Here is a 20,270-nt window from a genome sequence, read left to right on the forward strand (position 1 = left end):
CATGCGGTGTCTCAGTCGAGATCCTCCGGAATGAAGCCGCCGGTCTGCCGCTTCCAGAGGCGGGCATATAGCCCGCCTTGCTCCAGAAGGACGTCCGGTGCGCCTTCCTCGACGATACGGCCACGATCCAGAACGATGATCCTGTCCATCCGCGCGATCGTGGAAAGGCGATGGGCGATGGCAATCACCGTCTTGCCCTCCATGAGCAGGTTCAGTTTCTCCTGGATCGCCGCCTCGGCTTCGCTGTCGAGCGCCGACGTTGCTTCGTCAAGGATGAGGATCGGCGCATTCTTGAGCAGCACGCGCGCGATCGAAACCCGCTGGCGCTGACCGCCCGACAACTTGACGCCGCGATCCCCGACGAAGGCGCCGTAACCTGTGCGACCTTCCCCATCGGACAGGTCTGCAATGAACGCATCGGCTTGCGCCGCCTGTGCTGCCTGCTCGATCTCGGCCGTTGTCGCATCCGGGCGGCCATAACGAATATTGTCGCCCACGGAACGGTGAAGCAGCGCGACGTCCTGAGCGATCACGCCGATGTTTCGCCGAAGGCTCGCCTGACTGACGGCGCGGATATCCTGATCATCGATGAGGATGGCGCCATCCCGGATTTCATAGAACCGCAAGAGCAGGTTGACGAGTGTCGTCTTGCCGGACCCAGACAGTCCGACCAGGCCTACCTTCTCACCGGGATGGACCGTCAGGGACAGATCGTCGAAGATCGACCTGTCCGACTTGTACGCGAAACGAACGTGTTCGAATCGGATTTCGCCGCGCCGCACGACGAGTTTCTCAGCGCCCGGCCGATCCGTGATCGTCGGCGGCGTCGTCATGACCGGCATTGCATCCTTGATCGTGCCAAGCGCCTTGAAAATCTGCTGGCCCATCTGCAGGAACGTAAACGATCCTGCCGACAGCCTCTGGAGGATGTAGACCGTCGCCACGAAGTCGCCCACGGTCAGGAACCGCTCGAAGAGGCCCCAGAAGCCGATGCCGAGCATGACAAGCCACAGCAGCATGTTGAGGCTGATGACGACCAGCTCTGTCGTGCGATAGATGCGCTGTTCATGATGCAGCGTCCCGACAGCCTTCGACATGATCTTTCTCAGCGCGCCCGCCTCGCTGTCTTCGGCAGCGAATTGCTTGACCATCTGGATGTTGCCGTAGAGGTCCGTCATTGCCCCGGATATCAGGCTATTCTGTTTCGCCGAACGGCGCGCACGCTCGACAAAATCCGGTACGACCTTGATGGTGAACAACACGTTGATGATCACCCAGGCGACAACGGGAAGTGCCAGTTGCCAGGACAAGGCGAGCAGGAGCAGCACCGAACCGACAATCTGGAGCAGGAAGCGGGGTGCTGTCTGAAAAGCAACCAGGATCTGCTGCTGGACAGCATTGGCGACCTGCCCGAGGCGCGAGGCCACCTGGCCGGCGAAGAGTTCATGGAAGAAGGCCAGGTCCTGCCGTTCGATGGCCTTGTGCCCCTGCCATTGAACGGCAACCGGGATGCTGATCCCGATCGTATGCGAATTCAGGATATTGGTGACGTAAAAGACGATCGGCATTACCGGAAAGATCAGAACCGCCAGGAACGCCAACAACCAGAAGCGGCTTGCGACGAACTGCTCGACACCTTGTGTCGCCACCCCATCGACGATCACGGAAAGCCCCCAGATAATCGTCAGATTGATCGCTTCCACGGCCATCGACGTCAATGCCATGGCGATGACGACACCTCGAAACATTCCGATGAAATGCAGGAGCACCGTGACCGGGCCATCGGTGGGAAAAGGTCGATAGGGTATGTCGAGCGGCCGGATCAACCTTTCGAAGGGACGGTAGATCGCATCTGAAATCGACATGGGGCGCTCGGTAGTTCATCGGGGAAAAAACGAGTGACGCAGCTGCGCATCGCCCATAGCACCATCTTCTCTTCGCGTTCTCAACCACAAGTTCTTGGAGGGTATCCGGAAAGATGTCGCAAGATGATCGCCCTCCCCGGGCCTGTCCCTTGGGAGACGTGTCGGTACAGCGCCGGCGACCGGCCTCGCGTAATGGGTGGAAACCCACCCACGCGAAAGGGCGCATGTTTCCATTTCCACCCAAACCCTCCCTGCGCGGCTGACAAATCCGCCGGGCGGCATGCGTAGGCCGTTGTCTCAGCCGCGGTTGCGTTTGCAAATGGGGCACCCAGAACCGGCGCGGGAGGAAACCTTGCCGGCTGGCGGATATTTCATCCGGGAGGATAAAGATGAAAACCCTTAATGCATTGCTCGGCGCTGTCGCCGCCCTTTCCCTTTTTGCTGCTTCGGCAAATGCTCAAGGCTATCCCGAGCGTTCGATCACCATGGTGGTGCCCTTCTCCGCCGGTGGGCCGACCGACACGGTCGCGCGACTGGTCGCTGAATCCATGTCCAAGGATCTCGGCCAGCAGATCATCGTCGAAAACGTCGGCGGTGCCGGCGGCACGCTCGGCGCGGGCCGCGTGGCCCAGGCCGACCCGGACGGCTACACGGTTCTGCTGCACCATATCGGCATGGCGACCAGCGCCACGCTCTACCGCAAGCTCGCCTACGACACACTGAACGCCTTCGAATATGTCGGCCTCGTCACCGAAGTGCCTATGACGATCGTCGCCCGCAAGGACCTCGAGCCGACCGACCTCAAGGGTCTCGTCGAATACGCCAAGGCCAACAAGGACACCGTCACCGTCGCCAACGCCGGCATCGGCGCTGCCTCGCATCTGTGCGGCATGATGTTCATGAGCGCTATCGAGACGCCGCTCACGACCGTACCCTACAAGGGCACGGGCCCCGCGATGACCGACCTTCTCGGCGGCCAGGTCGACATCATGTGCGACCAGACGACCAACACGACGAAGCAGATTCAGGGCGGCACGATCAAGGCCTATGCCGTCACCTCGCCCGAGCGCCTGAAGGTCTTCCCGGATCTGCCGACCACCGCCGAAGGCGGTCTCTCGAACCTTCAGGTCGGCATCTGGCACGGCGTCTACACGCCCAAGGGCACGCCCGCCGAAGTCAACGAGCGCCTGTCGAAGTCGCTGCAGGCAGCACTGAAGGATCCGAACGTCGTTGCGCGCTTCGGCGAACTCGGCACCGAGCCGTCCTCGGAAGCCGATGCGACCCCTGCCGCGCTGAAGGCCAAGCTTGAGGCTGAAATCGCCCGCTGGAAGCCGGTGATCGAGGCGGCCGGTCAGTACGCCGACTGACATCCATTGCCCGTTTCGCCGCGCTCCGACCCTGTCGGGGCGCGGCTGTTACGATTTTGGGCAACGGTCTCGACGGTACCCTCAAGGGATCGAGCCCCCTGCCATCTGTTGACAGCTGTCAACAAGACCTTGCCCAATGAGCGAACCCGGCCCGGGCCGGGCATGCCAATGCGGGAAGCCGTGCGTCACGCCTCGGCCGGACACCCCGCCAGACACACATGGGGATACGATGAAATCACTCTCCTTCGACACCACCAATGCGCTTTGCGGCGGCATCCTGACGGTCGTCGGGCTGTTCTTCGCCTGGCAAGCCTTCAATCTTGAGCTCGGCACGGCCTTCCGCATGGGTCCCGGCTATTTCCCGTTGGTGCTGGCCATCATCCTGACGCTGCTCGGCATCGTGATCCTCGTGCAATCCACCCGCGTCCAGGGCGAGCCGATCGGCGCGATCGCGTTGCGTGGCATGCTGTTCATCCTGCCGGCACCGGTCTTTTTCGGCCTGACCGTGCGTGGACTCGGCTTCGTCCCGGCGCTGTTCTTCACCGCACTCATCGCCTGCTTCGCCTCGGGACGGATGACGCCGCTGATGGCGCTCGCGATTTCAGCGGGCCTGACCGCCTTCTCGGTCGCAGTGTTCAGCTACGGTCTTGGCCTGCCTTTTCAACGCTTCGGCCCCTGGGTCCAGTTCTAGGAGACCGGAAAAATGGAACTCTTCAACAATCTCGCACTCGGTTTTGTCACCGCCGGCTCACCCGCCAATCTGCTCTTCTGCCTGATCGGCGTTCTGCTCGGCACCCTGATCGGCGTGCTTCCCGGCATCGGCGCCACGGCGACGATCGCCATGCTTCTGCCGATCACCTTCCAGCTCGAGCCCGTGTCCTCGCTGATCATGCTTGCCGGCATCTACTACGGCGCGCAGTACGGCGGGTCGACCACGGCAATCCTGATCAACATGCCCGGCGAATCCTCGTCCGCCGTCACCGCGATCGACGGCTACCAGATGGCACGCAAGGGACGAGCGGGAGCGGCACTCGCCATCGCGGCCCTCGGTTCGTTTTTCGCCGGAACCGTCTCCACCTTCCTCGTCGCGGTCTTCGCGCCGCCCTTGACCGAGATCGCCCTCAAGTTCGGTGCCGCCGAGTATTTCTCGCTGATGATCGTCGGTCTCGTATCCTCTATCGCGCTTGCCCATGGATCGATCGTCAAGGCGCTGGCGATGGTGGCCCTCGGCCTGCTGCTTGGCCTTGTCGGTACGGACATCTATTCCGGCACGCCACGCTTCACGCTCGGCATTCGCGAATATGCCGACGGCTTGAACTTCGTCGCCCTTGCCGTCGGGGTCTTCGGCATTGCCGAAATTCTGCGCAACCTTGAAAACGAGCGCACCCGCGAAGTCCTGATGGCCAAGGTCACCGACCTGATGCCGACCCGCGACGATTTCAAGCGCATGTTCGCGCCGGTCGTTCGCGGCACGATCATCGGCTCGGCTCTTGGCATCCTGCCCGGCGGCGGAGCGATCCTTGCGGCCTTTGCCTCCTACACCGTGGAAAAACGCGTGTCGGATCACCCGGAGGAATTCGGCCACGGCGCCATCGCCGGCGTCGCCGGTCCGGAAAGCGCCAACAATGCCGGGGCGCAGACCTCGTTCATCCCGCTGCTCACCCTCGGCATTCCCGCCAACCCGGTGATGGCGCTGATGATCGGCGCGATGATCATTCAGGGCATCGTGCCCGGGCCGAACGTCGCCACCGAGCAGCCGGCCCTCTTCTGGGGCATCATCGCCTCGATGTGGATCGGCAACCTGATGCTGGTCGTCTTGAACCTGCCGTTGATCGGGCTCTGGGTAAAGCTGCTCAAGATCCCCTACTACGTGCTGTTTCCGATCATCATGGCCTTCTGCTCGATCGGGGTCTACAGCGTCAACTCCAACGTCTACGACCTTTACGCCGTCGCCTTCTTCGGCCTTGTCGGCTACCTGCTCCTGAAATTGCGCTGCGAGCCGGCACCGCTGCTGCTCGGCTTCGTGCTCGGGCCGTTGCTGGAGGAGAACCTTCGTCGGGCCATGATCCTGTCTCGCGGAGACCCGACAACCTTCGTCACCCGGCCGATCAGCGCCATCCTGCTTCTGATCGCAGCCCTGGTGCTCATCGTCGTGTTCCTGCCAAGCGTAAAGGCCAAGCGCCAGGAAGTCTTTGTCGAGGAGGATTGATCGCTGCCCGCCAATTTCTCGACATTATACAAATAAATCAATACCTTAATTAACCGCACGCCCACCGGGACGTGCGGTTCTTTTTTGACTGCGGCATTCTGACCCTGCGCGGTTTGCCACATTGAGATTTATCAAGCCGTCCGCCTATCTCTGCTTTATCGAAAACGCGGCGACAGGCAGCTGAGGGGCAATGACCCGACGGACGAAAGCGAGATGGACTGGAGCTCTGCGCACCCTGTGCGCGGTGGCGCTCTTCCTGCTCGGCTTTGCCCATCTCGGGCAGGCCTTTGCCGCCCCGCCCTCCCCATCGGACTATGCGCTCTACGCCCTCCCCGACGGTTCGCTGCCGGACTTCTGCCTGACGACCTCAGGCGAGGATGGCAATGGGAAGCCGGCCCACAAACACGTGTGTAGCGCCTGCCGATTCTTCGCGGCGTTGATCGCTCTCCCGAACGACACGATCGGGGAACGGATGCGCGACAAGGCGATCTTCGCGCCGATCATCGCAGCCGTCTCGCCGAAGCCGCTGTTTCAATCGCCAAATTCAAGCCCGCGCGGCCCGCCACGCGCCACACCCGCTGCCCTCAGTCTCGGTTGACAGCAGTCAACATTCTTCCTGGACGCGGGATCGCGGCGAGGCTTGACGCCTCCCTGCCACCGCCATGCGGACATCTCTTATGCCTGAAACCCTTTTATCGGCCGCGTCCAACGCGGCAGTGCATCGCCCAGCCGTAATCCGGTCGCCACGCCCTGCGGTGCGCAACCGTGTCGTCGGCGAGAACCTCACCCTTCTTTACGAAGGCGGGCGCAACCGCTCGCTCTATCGCCTCGTCGACGGCTGCGTCGTCCTGTCCCAGCTCCTCAATGACGGACGCCGACAGATCACCGATGTGCTCGGACCTGGCCGGCTCTTCGGCTTCACGGTCGACGGGCGCAACATCGCCACCGCCGAAACCTTGAGCATCGTGCGCGTCGAGCCTCTCGGAGAGGCGGAGCTCAATGGGAGCGACCCGATCATCGCCCGCGAACTGAAGACCACACTTCATCGGATGCAGGTCCATGCCACCCTGCTTGGGCGCAAGACCGCGAGCGAAAAGGTGGCCAGCGCCCTGGTCGAGTTGTCGCGCCTGTTCAATCGTGCGGGCCGCAATGGCGCCCCTGCCCGGCTAAGCTTCCACCTTCATCTGACGCGAGCCGACCTCGCCGACTGGCTCGGCCTCACCGTCGAGACCGTCAGCCGCTGTCTCAACCGCTTCAAGCGCGAAGGACTGATCGACTTCAGCCATCCGAAAACCATGCGTGTCCTCGACCCGGACCGCCTGGAGGCGACCGCCGGGCTGCTTCGCCGCCAGGCTCGCGAGAACCGGTCATCGCAAGTTTGACCGCAATAGCGCCTCGCCCGGCATTCTTCACATCCCTCGATTCAGGAAATCACATGATCGCAAGACTCGTTTATCACGTCCCGCTGTTTGGCTGGATGCTGAAGGAAGCCGTCCAGGGATCGCAGACCGCCAAGGTGCTGTTTCTCGTCAACTGTGCCTTGATCTGGCTGCTCGCCATCGTCGCCTTTGGTTATCCGGCGATCATCATTCCGGCATTGACCCTGGTGCCGGTAATCTTTGTGCTGCTGGTGCTGATCACCATGGGCTGACGATACAAACCCGTGTCGGCATCACGATCCGGCACCGGGCAGAATTCAGAGCACACCCCAGCCGCGGTAGCGTCCGCGGCCGGTCATTTCGCGAATGCCCAGTTCACGCACGAGATTGAGCGCGCCGCGCGGCGTCACGCCCACATGCCGCGCCACCAGCCCGGCTGAAACGATCGGCCGCGACAGCACAAGCTCGATCAGGGCCGGCAGACTGCTGTTGGAGCGGCGGTCGCGGATGCGCATTTCCATCTGTGTCCGGGCGAGAGAAAGCCGGTCGAGCTCCTTCAGCCCGAGCTCCGCCGTCATCGTCATCGCCTCAAGCAAGGCGCTCCAACGGACCAGAGGGTCTTGAGAACGCCGCCGTTCGTGACGCACGGTCTTCAGGCCGGTGTTGAACGAAAGCAGGTGTGAAAGAACCTTGCCGCGCGACCGTAGATAGGCGCCGACCATCAGCGAACCAAGCCAATGCTGGCGGCGTAGCGGCTCCGTTCTGTCCCAGACGTCGAAGACAAGCGCTGCCCCGAGGCAAGGGGGCAGGCGATCGGCGGCCGACAGCGTCTCCCGCCACTCGGCAAGACGGGCCTCCTCGTCCCATTCGTCATCAAAAAGCAGGCCCAGCTGTCCAAGCGGCTCCGGCTTGACGATGAGCGCAGCCCGTTCTGCAGACTCAAGCGTGTCCTGGTCATGCTCATCCAGAAGCTGTTGCGACCGGGCGATGGCGGCGTCAATGGCTGCGAATTCGGCGGCCATCGGATTGCCCTGCTCGTCGTCGTCGGGTTCTGGTCCGGACGGCCCGGCAGCGTCGTGCGTTCGAAGCGCATGCGTCTGGATCGGCGCGCCGCCGTCGACGGCTGCGGCCTGTTCGCCCCGAAGCGTGGCAAGCCCCGGAACAGTCAGTGCCCATCCCGGCTCCGCGAGCCAAATGCGTCGACGGGCGCGAAGCACGGTATGGGCAATCGTCAACTCGTGAGTCGGGGCACGGGCATCCATGTGGGCGTCGTGGAGCACAAGATCTTCGACATGAACGAGCTCGCCGGCGACCCAGAGCGCGGCAGCGGCGTCGAAGAAGTGGCCGCGCTCGCGATACCCGTCTTCGACCACATGCCGGCTGGTGCGCTCGTCAAGGCGGGCCAGCGCATCCTCCGCCGAAATCATCAGCGCTATCAGGGTCGGATGGTAGGGATCAGGGCTTTTGTATCGCATTTTGAATGAGGATGATTTCGACAAGAACGGAACGTAACATGATAGTTGTTTCCGTCCCAGCATCGAGCGGCTTCGTCCACTGGCGGATTGCCGTCATCGCCCACAGTTTGAATTTTCGGGAGGGAAGGCGTTGACAGCTGTCAACAGGGTCCTGCTTTGCCGGCCACCAATTCTCTGCGCCCTTCCTCTTGCCGAAGCAAAGGGATGGGCCGTTGCAGGTGTAGCTCTAGGCCAACCGCTTGGGTCAAACCGGTCCTGCGGCCGTCGGCTGCGACATCTGGCGCAGGATATTCTCGACCGTTTCTTCGGCGAACCCGTATTCGCGATGATCCGGCCGAGGCCGGCCAGATTGTGTTCCAGCGCCTCATAGGTCTTGGTCACGGCATCACCCATCCGTTCCCGGCCCACTCGCGTTGTTTCCCGATGGATGACCTCGTCGAGCGGCGCCCATAGAGTAAAGACGTGGAACGCGATACCTGCCGACAAGCCACGGCGGAAAAGCTCAATCGTCTCAGCACGATCGAAAACATAATCGACCAGCACCCGTGCTGCGCCCATGTCCAGATAGCTCGCGGCAAGTGCGGCAGCGGCTCTGTAGGTCGAGCCGGGACCCAGATGATCACGGGTATTGGCCGGTGCGAATGATCGCACCGCGTCGCCGGAGATGTGGATTGTACCCGGGCTTCTCCGGGCGAGCGCACGGCCAATCGTCGTTTTTCCAACGCCGGCTGATCCATTGATCACCAGGACTTGCGCGTCTTTCGGCACCCGCCCTTCCTCTGTCGAATCCTCACGTCTGAACGTGAGCAGGGGAGGGGCACAATTGGAGAACTCGCCGTGTTGACAGGTGTCAACAGCCCAATCGTGGCCCTGTTTACGCGGACGAGATGGGGATGCGGCGCGTCATCTGATCCCATCAGGATCCAGGTGAATTCTCGCGAAGTCCAATCCCCATCCGCATGACGGAACAAAACATCCTGTTCCCTTCCGGTACAGATCGAAAACCTAATCTTTTCTGATAAATGCGGGGCGCCTGAAACCGCTACACCGCTTATCTTAAAGCAGAGATATCAACGAATCCCTTCCTTCGCAGTGTCCTCCATTTCCCAGGCGCAGACAAGCCGATGGCTACATGCGGCCGGGCTGAACGGCGGCACTGGGCGCGAGTGTCTCGATTGTCATACGGCGCCTCATCCGGGCATGGCGGACGCCCCAAGTTGTGCGCGCAGACGTGCCGACAGCATTGGTTGGACCGAAAACGCCTGACTTTGCGCCCGCCGTGTGAGCTCGCGCAGATAGCCGCCGGCAGAATGGATATGTTCGGCTCTCTCCAGTAGGCAGGCAAGAATGGTTGCGGTTGTTTCAGGGCCGAGAACCACACAGGCCGCATCGTAGGCGTCGGGGCTCACGCCAAGCATGGTCTTGACGACCGTCGCCGCCTGGATGAGGTCACGCCAGTTGTGTATGCGCCCTGCGGGGCCGTAATCGTTGATCTGCGGGCACGCCTTGAGAACGTCCGGGAGCCGTTGTTGAAGGGGATAGGGCGAAGGAGCGAGCGATCTTTGGCTTGCAGCCTGCTTGCCTGGAGTGTTCCGAACCGTCCCGTCGTCAAACCGGGTTTTCGCGCCGCCACCGGCCGAAAGATCTCCCACCACATGTTCATCAGCGATTTCAGATTCAGAAGGATAATCGGATTCTGTATTCTGTATGTGCCGCTCATTCTGGCGTTCATTGGCAGCCGTATTTTCCGTTTTCAGCTGTTTTTCCAATTGATTAGTCAGATCGTCGCGCAATGTCGAAAGCATGGCCACGACGCGTGACACGTCGCTGATCAAGGGCTTGCGTGAGAGCGTGGCACAGACGGCCTGGCACCGGGTTTCCACCGCCTGAGCGTAGAAGCCGTCAAACGGGCGCAGGAGATCGACGAGCTTGGCGACGTCGCGGCGCAGCAGGCTCAATCGTTCACGCATGGCCTGCAGATAAACCCGGTCCGCTTCCAGCCGGGCGGCTTCCGCTTCGAATTCGCTGGCACGCGCAATCAATGGCGCAAGGTCGAACCCGAAGGCCTGGCCAATGGCACCCTTGCGATCGCGCCGGGCGTAACGTTTGCCGTTCGGGCTGTCGCGCCGCACCAGCAGGCCGGCGTCGATCAGCGTCGTCAGGTGTCGCCTGAGCGTCGTTTCGGCCATGCCGTGCGTTCTCAATGACAATTGAGCATTGGACGGGAACACGACGAGGTTGCCGGCCCGGTCGAGTTCGGTCTTCGGATAGAAAGACAGAAGTGCGTTCAGCACGGCAAGTGAACGATCAGACACACCAAGGCTGGCCTTGGCAGAGCATATAGTTCGAAACAATTTCCATTTGTCGACGGCCCCATCGTCGGCAGGCGAAACGCTGGAAAGTTGGCTTGCCAACATCCCAAGCGTCATCGACCGCCGCCCGAAGGGCGTCGTGACAATCCCACGATCCATTTTCTTCACCTTTTCCAAGGCAAAAGAAATCCGTTCGCCGAAACGACGTTGAAAACTCTTGACACCGATTCGCGGAAATGGGATTCTCTAGTTGCTACACGAGAGAAGGGTTTCCGCTGCGCTAGTCGTTCGGAAGCCTTTTTCTTTTGCTCTGTTAGTCTCCTGTTTCCTCTTGATATTCGAGGTACAGAGATTTGAGCCTCTGCCTCACGAAATCTGCAAAACCCGGCGCCGCTTTCCTGCTGAAGGCGAGCGTCATTTCGCCGTCCGTCTCACGGATCCTGAGCGGGGTCGTATCGTCGGGCGCCACCCAGGGAACGGCCCTTGGACGCGCTCTCGGCGTACTCAGGAATGCGAACAGGGCGTCGAAGCGCCGTTCGAGATCTGTCTCCTGAAACCGCTTGCCGCGCGTGAACGTGCTTGCCGCTTCCGACATGCCGTGCTGTGCCAGTAGCTCGCACAACTCGAGCCATCGCCGACGGCCGATCGACGGTGCCGCGCCGATCGCTTCGATCACCGCTATCGGTAGCCTGCGAACAATCGAGATCATCTTCGAGAGCGCCGCCTTGTCGACACCGAGGGCCGACATGATGATCTCGCGCGAAAAGCCGCGATCCTCCAGCCGGGCGGCAAACAGAGACCGCTCGATAAACGACAGATCGGCGCGGGTATTGTTTTCCTGGCCCTGCGAGACGACCAGCTGCTCATCGTTGAGCTCACGGACAACGGCGCGCACCTTGGTTTCGTTGTCCCGCGCCGCCGCCAGCCGCCGGTGCCCATAGGCGACCTGGTAGCGGCCTTCGACAGTCGGATGCGGTCGCACCAGGATCGGGACCTGTTGTCCGTGGTCCCGGATCTGGGCCGCCAGGCTTTGCTGTGCGTCGGGAGAGATCGACAGACGATCGGCGACAAAGGATGCATCGACAAGCGCCGGGTCGAGCTCGACGACCACGAGCCCCTCGGCGAGTTGCCGTTCGAGTTCCTGAGCCCGCTCGACCCTCTGGGTGATATTGGAAAGGGACCGGGTGATGCCGCCGACCGGGTTCGTGGTCCGGGGTGCGGCGTTCAAGCCGGCGATGGGCCGGTTTGCGGCAACTGGTTCGAGATCGGCGCCGTCCACGGCCCGGTCATCGGAGATACCGATCAGGTTCTTGCGGGCCATGGATTACTTCCTCCCCCAGACCTTGCGGATCAGTTCCTCGATCTCGCCATTGACCAGGTTGAGCGAATCCATCGCGCGATCATAGGTGCCGCGCACGAATTGCGAGCGTTCGACTTCGTAGAGTGTCTGCTTGGTGACGCCGGCATCCGAGATCGCCGTGGACTTCACCATGGCATTCTGCAGCATGCGATTGCCGAAGATCGCCCGCATGAAGCCGGTCATCTGGCTCTGAGGCCCGTCGTTCGGTTCAAAGCGGGTGCCCAGATAGCGCATCCAGTCGTAGCTGGTGCGGCCACCGGCCTTTTCCACGACGCTCATCAGTTCGCTGGTCATTGACAGGAACTGCGACATCGACATGACGTCGAGCATCTGCGGATGGACCGTGATCAGGACCGACGTCGCGGCGCAAAGGGCCGACATGGTGAGGAAGCCGAGCTGTGGCGGGCAATCGACGATGACGACGTCATAGAAGCTCTCGATCTGGCCGATCACATCGCCGATGCGGGCAAAGAAGAGCGTCTCGGCGGCACCGCCGGTCATCATTGCTTTCGGGGTTTCGTGCTCGAACTCCATCAGCTCGAGATTGCCAGGGATAAGGTGCAGATTGGCCGTATAGGTCGAGCGCACGACCTCGGCGATCGGACGTGGAGCCTCATAGCGGATCGCGCCATACAGCGTCTCGCCCTCGCCGACATCCAGTTCCGGCTGATGCCCGAAGAGGGCGGAGAGGGAGGCCTGCGGATCGAGATCGATCGCGAGCGTCCGGTAGCCACGAAGCGCCAGATACTGCACCAGGTGGGCAGCCGTCGTGGTCTTGGCCGACCCGCCCTTGAAGTTCATCACCGATATGACTTGCAGCTTCTCGTCGCCGCGGCGGTGCGGCACATATTTGCCGGTCTTGCCGCCTTCGTCGAGCACACGGCGGATACGCTCGATGTCGTCGATCGCATACATCCGCCGGCCGTTTGACAATGGCGCCGGCCCATGGCCCTCTGAGGCCACCTGTCGCAGGTAGCCTTCGGCGATTCCGATGAAGGCTGCAGCCTCGGCCGGACTGAAAAGACGCATCGCCTTCTGGGCCTGCGGCGGAAAGATCTTCTTTTGATGTTGCTGCAGCTGATGGGCCAGTTCCAAAGCGTCGGCAGCCAGAAGCGTCGGCAGATGCTCCTGTACGTCTTGGCTTTGAATTTTCTGCTGCAACATCGATATCCCCGGAAACTGCGCAAAAACCGTCATATCGGAACAATATGCGCAGATGCACTATGCTCCGATTCGGCGCGGTTTTACAAATGCATAGCGATCCGGACCCGATGCCGCCGCGGCTGGCTGGTTGTCCGCGGACAACTCGGTTGTGGAGGGCCTGTTGCCCTCGGATGATCAGCAGAGGGACGGGGTCATGATCAATTCTGTTAGAGCATAGATTTAATAGACTATTGACTGCGTGCGAGATTGTGTCAGGATTGTGTTTATCGATCCCGTGAGCGAGAAGGTTCGTCATGTTCTATCTTGGTGGAATGACCCTCGGCTATCTGGCGCCGCCGCCGCCGAAGGCGATCCGGCAGAAGCAGACCGATGTTCGGCCGTCGGCGGCTGAAAAGGCCGACTGCGAGGAGGCGGACCGGAACCAGGAATGGGCGCGCGCGTTCCTGACGCCCTGGCATCTGCTGTACTGACAGCCCTGACGAAAGGGATTGCGACGCGTTGACAGCTGTCAACAGGACCGCAAACCGGTCGTCGTGGAAAAGCGCGAAACTGTGACGGGAGGGCTGTTTCGGAACCGCGAATTGATTAAGTTCGCAGTCATGGACAGCAAGCAAGACCGACCCGTCTCGAATGACCTTACCGCCGGCGCTGTGGACAGCCAGGGGCAAACTCTGTCGTTGCATCAGCGTATCCTCGGCGACGTCGAAGGGCGCATTCTGTCGGGAGAATGGCCGCCGGGCCACCGGATACCGTTCGAGCATGAGTTGACCGAACAGTACGACTGCTCGCGGATGACGGTGAACAAGGCCTTGACGGAGCTCGTCAAGCGCGGCCTGATCGAGCGGCGGCGCAAATCCGGAAGCTACGTGACCTTTCCCCAGGTCCAGTCCGCCGTCATGGAGATCCACGACGTCAAGCTCGAGGTTCAGTCGCTGGGGCTCGAATACAGGTTCGAGCTGGACGAGCGCAAAGTGCGCAAGGTCGAGGGTAGGGATGCCGATCGGCTCGATCTCCCGATGTCCGCACGGCTTCTCGAGGTGACGTGCCGGCATTTTGCCGGAACGCGGCCTTTCTGCTTCGAAGAGCGCTTGATCAGTCTTGCCGCCGTTCCGGAAGCCGAAGAGGAATTGTTCGAAACCTCAGCGCCCGGCTCCTGGCTGCTGGGCAAGGTGCCATGGAGCACGGCAGAGCATCGCATCCGGGCCGTCGCTGCAAACAAGGCGGCGGCACAGGCGCTCGATATCTCGAGCGGCACCGCGTGCCTGGTCATCGAGCGGCGCACCTGGAGCGGCCGCGCGCCGGTGACCCATGTGCGCCTTACCTATCCCGGTGACCGCCACGAACTTGTCGCGCAGTTTGCTCCGAGCCCGATCGGATAGCCTATGTCGCGTGGTGGCAGTTGTCCGCGGACAACTGCCAATCCCCGTAGCGAATAGCGAGGACCGCCAATCACAACAACGCGATGGCGAAACGTTCAGGCGACCACGCGCAAGGTCGGGGTCGGTCCGTTGCCCGAGAAGGCGTAGACGTCGATGGGCTCGCCAATTCCGCGGACCGGATAGGAGCCGAGATGTTCCATGCTTTCAGAGCAGCCGGCCAGCTCCACGAATGCCCGTGACAAGAGCACCGGGCGTTTCGTTTCTTTCGTCAGGCTCTCCAGTCGCGACGCGATATTGACCGCAGGGCCGATCACCGTGAAATCCAGCCGCCGACGCGAGCCAATATTGCCATACATCACGTCGCCGACATGGACGCCGATCCCATAGCCGAACGGTTCCCTGCCCTTGGCCGAGTTTTCCTTGTTCAGGAGGGCAATGGCAGTCTCCGCTTCGCTGATCGCTTCAAGCAGGTTTTCGGCTGCGCCTGGATTGCTGAGCGGAAAGATCGCCAGCAGACCATCGCCCATGAACTTCAGGATTTCGCCGCCGTGGCGTTCGATCGGTTCGGACATGGCGTCGAAATAGGCGTTGAGCAGTTCGATTACGTCGTCGCGCGGCCAGAGATCGGACAGTTTGGTGAAGTTCCTGAGGTCGCAGATGAGGATGGCGGCGCCAACCGTGACGCCGCTGCCACGGGTCGTGGCGCCTGCGAGGATCTGTTCGCTTGCATGCGGGCCGACATAGGTCTCAAGCAGGGTGCGCACGAAGCGGTTCTTGAGCCGGATCTCGCTCACCAGCGCCAGCGCGGGCAGCAGCTCCTTCAAGAATGCGACATGCTCATCCTCGAAGCCGCCCTCGACGTCGGTGGTGAAGGTGACGACGTGGCGCTTGCCGAGGGTGTGCACCAGCGGCCAGGCGATGTACTCGGTCAATCCCTCAGCCTTCAGGTCGACGTAAAGCGAGTTTTCGGCGTGTTCGTCCGCCAGCACTTCCAGGTTCGTGCGCACTTCCTCGCCGCCGTTGTTGATCACGTAAAGCGGGCTGTTGAGATAAAGCGTGGTGTTCTGGGTGCCGTAATCGTAGAGATCGATCTCGCCCTCGGCGAGACCCTTGCGCCACAGGATGCGGGCGCCGAGCCATTGCGGATGGTTGATGCGAAAATGCAGGGTCGCTCTTGCAACGGGCACCCCGGCGGCCATCAGCCGCTCACACAGCTCGACCAGAATGTTGTCGATGAAACGTTGGTCGCGCGTCTCGATAATCAGCCAGTCGAGCACACTCTTTTGTCGTGCCGACCAGTTTCCGTCTTGAGCTGAAGTCGAAGATGCCTGCGTCTGCATTGCCATTCTCCATGATGATCGAACGCGACGCCAGAAGGCGGGGAGCATTCGCGAAACACAGGAGCAAATGTGGAGCATCAACGGCGCCTTGATAAGGGGGCGGTTGAAAAGCGTGCTCAGAAAATTGGGGAGGGGATGGATGCGGGACGGTCGGCTGCCGGATTGCGCTCGATGAGCGGCAGCTGCAGCCGCACGCGGGTACCCCGCCACGGGCCGGTGAGAATGTCGATGCGACCGCCGTGCAGCCTGGCGATTTCGCGCGCAAGGTTCAACCCAAGACCGGCACCGGTCGAGCGCGGGCGCAATCGATAGAACGGCTCGAACACCCGTTCGCGCTCAGCCACCGGAATGCCGGGGCCGTCGTCGTGAATCTCAAGGCCACCTTGAGCGTTGATCAGCACGGTGATCGTGCCGCAACCGCCGCCGTGTTCGATCGCGTTGCGCAGCAGGTTTGCGGTGGCCTGCTCGACTTGCCGTGGCCGCGCGCTGACGAGCGCAGTCGCCATTTTCGCTTCGAAGGCGAGCTCGTAGCCGGCTTCGAAGGCAAGCGGCGCGAAGTCGGCAGCCATGTTCTTCGCAACGCCGACAAGGTCGATGACCTCTGGCGCGCCAGCGGCGTGCTCCAGCACCTGCCGGTCGAGCAACTGCTGGGCGAGATGCGACAGGCGTTCGATGTCGAGGCGCAGACGGGCGCTTTCGGGATCTTCCTGGAGAAGCTCGGCGCGCGTGCGCAGAATGGCGATCGGCGTGCGCAGCTCGTGGGCTGCGTCGGTCAGGAACCGATTGCGCTGGTCATAGCCTTCGCCAAGACGTGCCAGCGCCCTGTTGAAGGCGTGCACCAGTGGGGCGACCTCGGTCGGGACATCCTTGGTCTCGAGCTGGACCGCCCGATTGTCGATGTCGATGCGTCCCGCCTGATCGGCGGTCGACACCAGGCTTGCAAGCGAACGACGGATGACGGCGGGCGTCGTCATCAAGGTGGTAAACCCCATGACGAGAACGATGGGCAACAGGAAACAAAGCGCAAGCAGGACAAGCACGGGCACCACTTCCGTCCAGGTCGTCGTGCCGTCGATGTCACGCGCGACATCGACATCGACGTGAATTTGCACGTCCAGCGTTTCATTGTCGCGGCGTGCTGTAACCGTCGAGGTGATGATCTGGACCCGCCCGGCGTCGGTTTCGGCGTTTCGCAGGACCGCGTCCGGCAGCGTTCCACCCTCGGCGAAAAGCAATGTCGCCCCTTCCACCCGTTGGAGCAGATCGCCGCCGCTTGCGGTGTAGGGCGCCGGAACGTTTCCTTGCGTGAGGATCTCGCCGGCGGGTCCGCGAATGACAAACCAGAGATGGGGATAGGACTGGCGAAGCTCCGTGAACTCCTCCGTCTCGCGCACCATCAGCCCGCCGTTCGCATCGCGTCCGATGGCGCGGTTGAGGATATCGAGGGCGGCCTCGTTTTCGACCACGAGCCGCGGTTGGGCGATGAAAAGTGCTGTGATGATCAGACCGATGAACACGAACAGCGTCACCGCCTGCAGCACGATCAGCCGGCGCACCAGGACCCATTGCAGCGATCGCGGACGGGCCTTCGTCATGTCGTTGCGCGCAGAAGATAGCCGAGGTTTCGGATGGCGCGGATCTCGACGCCGGCGCTGACCTCGTCGAGCTTGCGGCGCAACCGGGAAAGATGCGAGTCCAGCGCATTGGAGCCGATCTCGTCGTCCATGGCGTAAACGGACTCTTCCAGCGTCGAGCGCAGAACGGTTCGCCCCGGACGCCGCATCAGCGCCTCAAGCGCGAGCCGCTCGCGGCGCAGGAGGTCGAGCGGCTTGTCGTCGACGGCCGCTTCGCGATGACGAAAATCGTAGATCAGGCGCCCGACCCTGGTCTGTTCCGCTTTGAGCGACACCGGCCGCCGGGCGAGCGCCCTCAGCCGCGCCATCAGCTCCTCGACGGCAAAGGGTTTGGCGAGATAATCGTCGGCGCCGGCGTCAAGCCCGGTCACACGGTCGTCGATCGAGCCGAGTGCGGTCAGCATCAGCACCGGGGCTTCCACGCCAAGGGTCCGCAGTTTCGGGATGAGGGTGAGACCTTCCCCGTCGGGCACCCGGCGGTCGAGCACGACGACATCGTAGGGCCAGAGCTCGGCGACGGCCTCGGCATCGGCAAGGGTCGAAACGTGGTCGACGATCACCTGACGCCGCGCAAGCGCGGCCTTCAGGGCAGAGGCCATCTCCGGTTCGTCCTCGAGAAGCAAGATGCGCATGCTACACCTTCCTGGCGCGCTCGCGTCCGCTCGCGCTGCTGATCGGTCATGGAGTTTTCGGCCTGCGTTGAACGCTCACTCACATTCGAGCTTCGGCTGACGGAAATTGGTGATGTACCAGCGTCCGTGCTGCATGCGCGCGTAGAAGGTGTAGAAGCATTCCTGTTCTTCGACGTAACCGGGTGTCGAGTATTCCTCGTAGCGCATTCCACGTCGGGTGTCTCTGATTTCGCCGCTCGACGTGCCGCCCACGACATTCGTCGAGATCTTGCGCCATTGATAGGCTCTCTGGTCCCAGCCGAGATCGAGCACGTTGGTGGGCGGGCCATAGTCGATGATGACCGATTCGACCGGCTGACCGATGTAGTTTTTCATCGTTTCGGAGGCGCAGCCGGTAAGGAGAGCGGCGGCGGCGGCAAGGCATGTGAGGGCGCGACGGCCTTTGGCGAAAAGCATGATGGATCCCGGTCCTGCTCGTGGCGCCAGGCGTGCGGAATTGATCTGCCTCGGCCACCAAGGTGTTTGACTGCTGCATCTGACCGGACGCGAATCCACGACGATGAAGCGATAGACCGGCAGCTAACGAGCCAAGATTACAGGGACATTGCGAATGGACGACGGCCCGGCATACATGTGCCAAGATATCAGGCCAGCCGGCGCGCCTGAACCAAACGACCGCCGCGTGACAAACGGTGGCAAAGGGCAGGAGCGAAAACCGACGTACCGTGAGCCGGAGGCTGCCAGCGGTCAGGCCGCGCGGTGTGCGCCTTCCGTGGCATCGGCCGCGTAGACCAGGCCGGGCTGCACGATCCACTCGCCCGAGCGCAGTGCCAGGACGTCGAAGCCGCCTTGCGCAAGCCGTGGTGCGACGCCGACGAAGCGGTAGCGCAAGCCATCCTGGTCGATCACGGCTTCGCGGATCGGTTGCCCGGCAAGCGAGCCGATCACCGCACCGGCGTGCTGGATACCGGGCAGCACGAAGTATTCCGTCGGCAGGCGACGGCTCGCCCTGGAGGTGAGTTTGAACCCGTTCTTGAATGTCATCGTCTTGCTCGTTGCGCGGCATCCACGGCTTCGAGGAGGCCGGTGCCAGCACACTTTCGTGTTACATTGTGGTTGTTCGGCCGGGGCGGATATCCTGCTTGCGGAAGTCGAGCCGACAGCGCAGGCGCGCCTGCGCTGCATGGCTGCGTCTCAAGCCACCGAAAAGCGGCACCATGAAGGCAAGGGGAAGAAGGAGCGCCATGCCTCCTGGGCGACCCACCGCCTTCACACCGGTATCAAGCCACAGACCCACATTCGAAATCGCTTGGGAAACAGCGCCGGAACCATAAGAAAAACGTCAGGCTGCGGCGAACGTCTCACGGGCGATCAGCACAGATATTTGGTCCGGGCCGGGTGCACGGCGCCGCCGAACAAGGGGGCAAGGGTTGGCTCGGAGAGCAGGAAGCCTTGCACATGGCTGGCTCCGGCTGCCTGCGCGGTCTCGAACTGTTCATAGGTTTCGACGCCTTCAACGACCACCACCGGGGCGACGCAGGACGCGAGGCCGACCATGTGCTGAAGGAAACGCCTCGCCTCGCTGCGGCCGAGGCGCAGAAAGAGGCCGTCAATCTTCACGATGTCGACGGGCAGCGAGAGGAGCGCCTCCGGCGTCGAAAAGCCGGTTCCGAAATCGTCGAGGGCAATCCGGTAGCCGAGATTTCGAACGCCTTGCAGGAACGGGCGGGCAGCCGGATGAGCCGAGACCGGCAGGCTTTCCGTCAGCTCCAGAACGAGACGTGACGCAAGCAGGGCGTTTGCGGCCAGCAGGTCATGGAGGAGAGCCCGGTTGCGCTCGTCGGAAATGTTCGCGGCGGAAACGTTGCAGCCGAGGTCACCCGATGGATGGCATGCCAGCCAGTCAAAGGCGAGGCTGAGCATGTGCCGGTCGAGCGCTGCGACACGACCGGCCGCCTCCAGGTGGCCGATGAACTCGCTAGCCGCCAGGATCCCGCCGTCCGGCCCCACGAGCCGTCCCAGGCACTCCGAGTAAAGGACCTGTCCGACATCCGCGATGGAGTTGACGTGCTGAAGCGAAAACCCGACCCGACCGTCTTTTGCCGCCTGATCGAAAACGTCAAGAACGCGATTGTACATCCGGGATTCCTGAGA

General features: G+C 62.1%; 20 protein-coding genes. 8 read left to right on the forward strand and 12 right to left on the reverse strand.

The genetic code is table 11. The annotated features are described in order from the left end of the window. Positions 1-11: 11 nt before the first annotated feature. Positions 12-1,865: an ABC transporter ATP-binding protein gene (locus tag VGO12_RS18100; RefSeq protein ID WP_327514127.1), complete on the reverse strand. Its 1,854-nt coding sequence runs from the start codon at positions 1,863-1,865 to the stop codon at positions 12-14. A gap of 389 nt (positions 1,866-2,254) precedes the next feature. Between VGO12_RS18100 and VGO12_RS18105 the strand changes: the two genes are divergently transcribed. The 6 genes from VGO12_RS18105 to VGO12_RS18130 all read left to right on the forward strand — a co-directional run bounded on the left by VGO12_RS18105 (position 2,255) and on the right by VGO12_RS18130 (position 7,092). Continuing rightward, positions 2,255-3,232 (forward strand): tripartite tricarboxylate transporter substrate-binding protein, encoded by a 978-nt coding sequence (locus VGO12_RS18105; RefSeq protein WP_327514128.1) that lies wholly within the window; start codon positions 2,255-2,257, stop codon positions 3,230-3,232. 229 nt (positions 3,233-3,461) lie between these two features. Next, entirely contained in the window at positions 3,462-3,923 is a 462-nt protein-coding gene (locus VGO12_RS18110) for a tripartite tricarboxylate transporter TctB family protein (protein ID WP_327514129.1), read from the forward strand. A gap of 12 nt (positions 3,924-3,935) precedes the next feature. Continuing rightward, the gene (locus tag VGO12_RS18115) at positions 3,936-5,441 is read left to right on the forward strand and encodes a tripartite tricarboxylate transporter permease (protein WP_327514130.1); all 1,506 of its coding nucleotides are present in this window, start codon (positions 3,936-3,938) and stop codon (positions 5,439-5,441) included. A 190-nt stretch (positions 5,442-5,631) separates the two neighbouring features. Further along, positions 5,632-6,039: a hypothetical protein gene (locus VGO12_RS18120; RefSeq protein WP_327514131.1), complete on the forward strand. Its 408-nt coding sequence runs from the start codon at positions 5,632-5,634 to the stop codon at positions 6,037-6,039. Between the two features lie 79 nt (positions 6,040-6,118). Further along, the gene (locus VGO12_RS18125) at positions 6,119-6,823 is read left to right on the forward strand and encodes a helix-turn-helix domain-containing protein (RefSeq protein ID WP_327514132.1); all 705 of its coding nucleotides are present in this window, start codon (positions 6,119-6,121) and stop codon (positions 6,821-6,823) included. Positions 6,824-6,876: 53 nt separating this feature from the next. Beyond that, positions 6,877-7,092 (forward strand): hypothetical protein, encoded by a 216-nt coding sequence (locus VGO12_RS18130; protein ID WP_327514133.1) that lies wholly within the window; start codon positions 6,877-6,879, stop codon positions 7,090-7,092. Positions 7,093-7,137: 45 nt separating this feature from the next. Here the strand turns inward: VGO12_RS18130 and VGO12_RS18135 are convergent, their stop codons facing one another. The 5 genes from VGO12_RS18135 to repA form a co-directional block, all read right to left on the reverse strand. After that, entirely contained in the window at positions 7,138-8,295 is a 1,158-nt protein-coding gene (locus tag VGO12_RS18135) for an RHE_PE00001 family protein (RefSeq protein ID WP_327514134.1), read from the reverse strand. A 93-nt stretch (positions 8,296-8,388) separates the two neighbouring features. Then, positions 8,389-9,063: an AAA family ATPase gene (locus VGO12_RS18140; RefSeq protein WP_327514135.1), complete on the reverse strand. Its 675-nt coding sequence runs from the start codon at positions 9,061-9,063 to the stop codon at positions 8,389-8,391. 422 nt (positions 9,064-9,485) lie between these two features. After that, positions 9,486-10,766, reverse strand: a complete 1,281-nt coding sequence (gene repC, locus VGO12_RS18145) for a plasmid replication protein RepC (protein ID WP_327514219.1) — start codon at positions 10,764-10,766, stop codon at positions 9,486-9,488. A gap of 154 nt (positions 10,767-10,920) precedes the next feature. Then, entirely contained in the window at positions 10,921-11,928 is a 1,008-nt protein-coding gene (gene repB, locus VGO12_RS18150) for a plasmid partitioning protein RepB (RefSeq protein WP_327514136.1), read from the reverse strand. Positions 11,929-11,931: 3 nt separating this feature from the next. Beyond that, positions 11,932-13,128 carry a plasmid partitioning protein RepA gene (repA, locus tag VGO12_RS18155; RefSeq protein ID WP_414650744.1) on the reverse strand — a complete coding sequence of 399 codons (1,197 nt, stop codon included), beginning with the start codon at positions 13,126-13,128 and terminating at the stop codon, positions 11,932-11,934. A gap of 296 nt (positions 13,129-13,424) precedes the next feature. Here repA and VGO12_RS18160 point away from each other — a divergent pair, with 296 nt between their 5' ends. Next, positions 13,425-13,601, forward strand: a complete 177-nt coding sequence (locus tag VGO12_RS18160; RefSeq protein WP_327514138.1) for a hypothetical protein — start codon at positions 13,425-13,427, stop codon at positions 13,599-13,601. 129 nt (positions 13,602-13,730) lie between these two features. Next, the gene (hutC, locus tag VGO12_RS18165) at positions 13,731-14,510 is read left to right on the forward strand and encodes a histidine utilization repressor (RefSeq protein ID WP_327514220.1); all 780 of its coding nucleotides are present in this window, start codon (positions 13,731-13,733) and stop codon (positions 14,508-14,510) included. Positions 14,511-14,605: 95 nt separating this feature from the next. On the opposite strand, the gene VGO12_RS18170 is transcribed toward hutC, so the two are convergent. From VGO12_RS18170 to VGO12_RS18195, 6 genes are all read right to left on the reverse strand, one after another. Continuing rightward, positions 14,606-15,850 (reverse strand): adenylate/guanylate cyclase domain-containing protein, encoded by a 1,245-nt coding sequence (locus VGO12_RS18170; RefSeq protein ID WP_327514139.1) that lies wholly within the window; start codon positions 15,848-15,850, stop codon positions 14,606-14,608. A 116-nt stretch (positions 15,851-15,966) separates the two neighbouring features. Beyond that, positions 15,967-17,445, reverse strand: coding sequence for a HAMP domain-containing sensor histidine kinase (locus tag VGO12_RS18175; RefSeq protein ID WP_327514140.1), 1,479 nt, complete (start codon positions 17,443-17,445; stop codon positions 15,967-15,969). Then, positions 17,442-18,116: a response regulator transcription factor gene (locus VGO12_RS18180; protein WP_327514141.1), complete on the reverse strand. Its 675-nt coding sequence runs from the start codon at positions 18,114-18,116 to the stop codon at positions 17,442-17,444. Before VGO12_RS18180 ends, VGO12_RS18175 begins: the two co-directional genes overlap by 4 nt. Before the next feature lie 75 nt (positions 18,117-18,191). After that, positions 18,192-18,572: a hypothetical protein gene (locus VGO12_RS18185; RefSeq protein ID WP_327514142.1), complete on the reverse strand. Its 381-nt coding sequence runs from the start codon at positions 18,570-18,572 to the stop codon at positions 18,192-18,194. A 291-nt stretch (positions 18,573-18,863) separates the two neighbouring features. Further along, positions 18,864-19,160 (reverse strand): hypothetical protein, encoded by a 297-nt coding sequence (locus VGO12_RS18190; RefSeq protein ID WP_327514143.1) that lies wholly within the window; start codon positions 19,158-19,160, stop codon positions 18,864-18,866. Between the two features lie 327 nt (positions 19,161-19,487). Next, a complete protein-coding gene (locus VGO12_RS18195; RefSeq protein ID WP_327514144.1) occupies positions 19,488-20,255 on the reverse strand; it encodes an EAL domain-containing protein in 768 nt (255 codons plus the stop codon). Between the last annotated feature and the right edge of the window lie 15 nt (positions 20,256-20,270).

The sequence above is a fragment of the Ensifer sp. genome (assembly GCF_035999135.1).
Lineage (GTDB): Bacteria > Pseudomonadota > Alphaproteobacteria > Rhizobiales > Rhizobiaceae > Ensifer.